Genomic DNA, 3,512 nt, shown 5'->3' on the forward strand with positions numbered 1-3,512 from the left:
AAGGGGGAATGCATTTCCTCGCCCACAGGGCGGTTGTAAAGGTTTTCCTGCTGCCGCAAGGCAGCATTTATACTGGCGCCCATAAGGGCGCCCACCACAGCCCTTTGAACCTTGTGAACCCTCACGCCCGACAGGGCGTGTCCATTTGAACCCTCAAGCCCCATAAGGGCTTGTCATATCGCCGGTGCCTCTACGTAAAAAACCGGGCTGACGCCCGGTTTTTCTTATTTCTTTCCTATTCTTCTTGCTTTGTAGGCCTTCAGTTTGGCATCCCTGATAGCCAGGTGGGTGAAGTATTTCTTTGTTTCCGCCGTGATGACGCCGGAGAGGCCCAGGAGGGCGATGAGGTTCGGGATGGCCATGAGTCCGTTCACAATGTCCGCCAGGGACCAGATGGCTTCCAGTTTGAGGAAGACGGCGGAGGCCAGGATGGCGATGTAGCCCAGGCGGTAGAGTTTGATGGTTTTGGTACCGAAGAGGTATTCCCAGCACTGTTCGCCGTAGTAGTTCCAGCCGATGATGGTGGTGAAGGCGAAGAGGGTGAGGGAGATGGTGAGGATGAAGGGAGCCAGGCTTCCGTAGGTTGTGGCGAAGGCGGCCTGGGTCATTTCGGCGCCATTGGTGGGGCCGGTCCACACGCCGGATACGATGATGGTAAGGCCGGTGAGGGTGCAGATGATGATGGTGTCGATGAAGGTGCCGGTCATGGAAATAAGGCCCTGCTCGGCAGGCCACTTGGTTTTAGCGGCGGCGGCCACGATGGGGGCAGAGCCCAGGCCTGATTCATTGGAGTAAAGGCCTCTGGCAATGCCGCTTCGGATGGTGAGCATAAGGCCGGCCCCTGCAAATCCGCCGGCGGCAGCGGTGCCGTTGAAGGCGCCGCTGAAGACTTCCCCAATGGCCCGGGGTAATTCTGCCGAGTTCATCCCAAGGAAAATGACGGTGATAATGAAGTAAATCACCGCCATGGCCGGTACGATTTTGGAGGCGGTTTTGGAAATGGACTGGAGGCCGCCGAAGGTGATGATGGCTACCAGGATGGTGACGATGGCACAGGTAATATAGGTGGAAACGCCGAATCCTGCCTGTACGGAGGACACGATGGCGTTCATCTGGGTGGTGGTGCCGCTGCCCAGCATGGCGGTCATGATGCCAAAAAGGGCAAAAGCCACGGCCAGGGGCTTCCATTTCTTCCCCAGACCCATTTCGATATAGTACATAGGGCCGCCGGCAATATTTCCCTGGTCATCCACCTGGCGGAATTTCACGGCCAGGCAGCCTTCGGAGAATTTGGTGGCCATGCCGAAGAAGGCGGCCAGCCACATCCAGAAAAGGGCGCCGGGACCGCCGAGCTTGATGGCAGTGGCCACGCCTACGATGTTGCCGGTGCCTACGGTGGCAGCCAGGGCGGTGCAGAGGGCCTTGAAGGAGTCAATGTCTCCGTCCCCCTTGTTTCTTGCAAAGAATATGAGCTTCAGCGCCCTTGGCAGCTTCATGACCTGCAGGAATCCCAGCCGGCAGGACAGGAACACGCCGGTGCCTACCAGCAGGATGAGGAGCCAGGGCCCCCACACGATACTGTCGATCCGGTTCAATACATCTGCTAACATAAAAACCTCCCCTGAATCATTCCGATTCACTACCCCGCATACAATGATTTCATGCTTTCCTACCCACAATAAAACCGCCGGCCCAGATAAAACAAAACAGAGCCGGCGGTAATTGGTTCCAATGACCGCCCGGCTCTGTCCTTTTGCCTGAGAGATTACAGCCGGCAAGCCGGCCTGTGCACCTTCGGCGCCCGGTTTCCCGGGGCTCTCCAGAGTTCTGTCCGCATGCAGTTTCGTGTTCAATGAACGCCTGATAGTGTTACTCCTTCGGTAGGCCTTCGGGAAGCACTGATTGAATCGCAGAATCGAATTTCATATGTATTTTTATCCAATACTTCGTTATAAGTCTCCTTAAATAGCTGGCTATTCGCGTCGACTTATTCCTTGTATTGAATAAAAACACAAGAATGAAACCCGATAACGCTTAAATCAGTGCTTCACTTCGGCCTTTTTCCGCATGCATCATCCACTTGTGAAGTTGTCACTATTATAAATTATCATGAAGAAATACACAATATGTATTCATGAAATCGATTTCAAAAAGTTATTCCTTTTCCGTAGCATTCACGGCCACTGCCACAGCGGCGTCGCCGGTGATGTTGAGGCAGGTACGGAACATATCCAGCACACGGTCAATGCCTGCTACCAGCGCCAGCCCTTCCATGGGAAGGCCTACGGACTGGAGCACCATGGCCAGCATAATGAGTCCCGCACCGGGAACGCCGGCGGTACCGATGGAAGCCAGAGTACCGGTGAGGACGATCATCATCATCTGGTCCACGGTCAGGGGAATGCCGAATACGTTAGCAATGAAAAGGGAGCAGATACCCATGTACAGCGCCGTGCCGTCCATGTTGATGGTGGCCCCCAGAGGCAGTACGAAGGAGGCGATGTCACGCTTCACGCCCAGTTTCGTCTGCACGTTCTGCATATTGACAGGCAGGGTGCCGGCAGAAGAGCAGGTGGTAAAGGCAATGGCCATGGCTTCCGACATGCCCCGGAAGAATTTCAGGGGGCTCATGTGGGCAGACACAGCGGTGAGGGTAGAGTACACGCCTACCGCATGGATGACACTGCCTACAGCCATACAGATAATGACGGAAAGCAGCGGCAGCAGCACCTTCGGGCCATTCTGCACCACCACCGGAAGGAGAAGGCAGAACACGCCTACCGGCGCTGTCTTCATGATCATACCGATGATCTTGTAGCACACTTCCGCAAAAGCATCGAAGAAGGAAATCAGGGTTTCCGCCCGTTTCCCGCCGACAGAAACAATGCCCGCCCCTACGAAGAGGGCAAAGATAATAACCGGCAGAATGTCCGCCTTAGCCATGGAGGCAATGGGGTTGGAAGGAATCATATTTACAAACACCTGCATAATGGTGGGTGCTTCCTTCACCTTCGGCGCCGCCGCATCCGTAGGCAGCGCCATGCCGATACCCGGCTGGATAACCCCCGCCACCGCAAAGCCGATGACAATGGCAATGGCGGTGGTCACCATGTAAATGCACAGGGTCTTCACGCCGATACGGCCCAGCTTCTTCATATCCCCCATGGAGGTCATGCCCACCACCAGAGAACAGAAAACCACAGGAACAATCATCATCTTGATGAGATTGATAAACATGGTGCCAATCGGCGCAATCCATGTCTTCACCGGAGCCGCCGCCCCGTCCCCCAGCACCAATCCTACCACTACGGACAGAACCAGGGAAATGAAAATTTGTACAGATAAGTTCATTTCGTGCCCTCCCTCATATATTTGCACTTGATATTTACCCTATTATAGCAAATACATACAGCATAACCAATAGATTTGTGAAATCTTTTATACATTTCTATGTATATGGAAATCGAATAGTCGATAAAATATATAAATGATACTATTTGAATTATAATTCA

The 3,512-nt window shown here is 53.8% G+C and carries 2 protein-coding genes and 1 riboswitch; both genes read right to left on the reverse strand.

The window, feature by feature from the left end:
- Positions 1 to 224 precede the first annotated feature (224 nt).
- Positions 225 to 1,610: an alanine/glycine:cation symporter family protein gene (locus B2Y11_RS05500; protein WP_291057119.1), complete on the reverse strand. Its 1,386-nt coding sequence runs from the start codon at positions 1,608 to 1,610 to the stop codon at positions 225 to 227.
- 125 nt (positions 1,611 to 1,735) lie between these two features.
- Positions 1,736 to 1,833: riboswitch (glycine riboswitch) on the reverse strand.
- Positions 1,834 to 2,154: 321 nt separating this feature from the next.
- The gene (locus B2Y11_RS05505) at positions 2,155 to 3,351 is read right to left on the reverse strand and encodes a dicarboxylate/amino acid:cation symporter (protein ID WP_291057121.1); all 1,197 of its coding nucleotides are present in this window, start codon (positions 3,349 to 3,351) and stop codon (positions 2,155 to 2,157) included.
- Positions 3,352 to 3,512: the final 161 nt, after the last annotated feature.

This window comes from Dialister sp. UBA1703, assembly GCA_002320515.1.
GTDB lineage: Bacteria > Bacillota > Negativicutes > Veillonellales > Dialisteraceae > Dialister.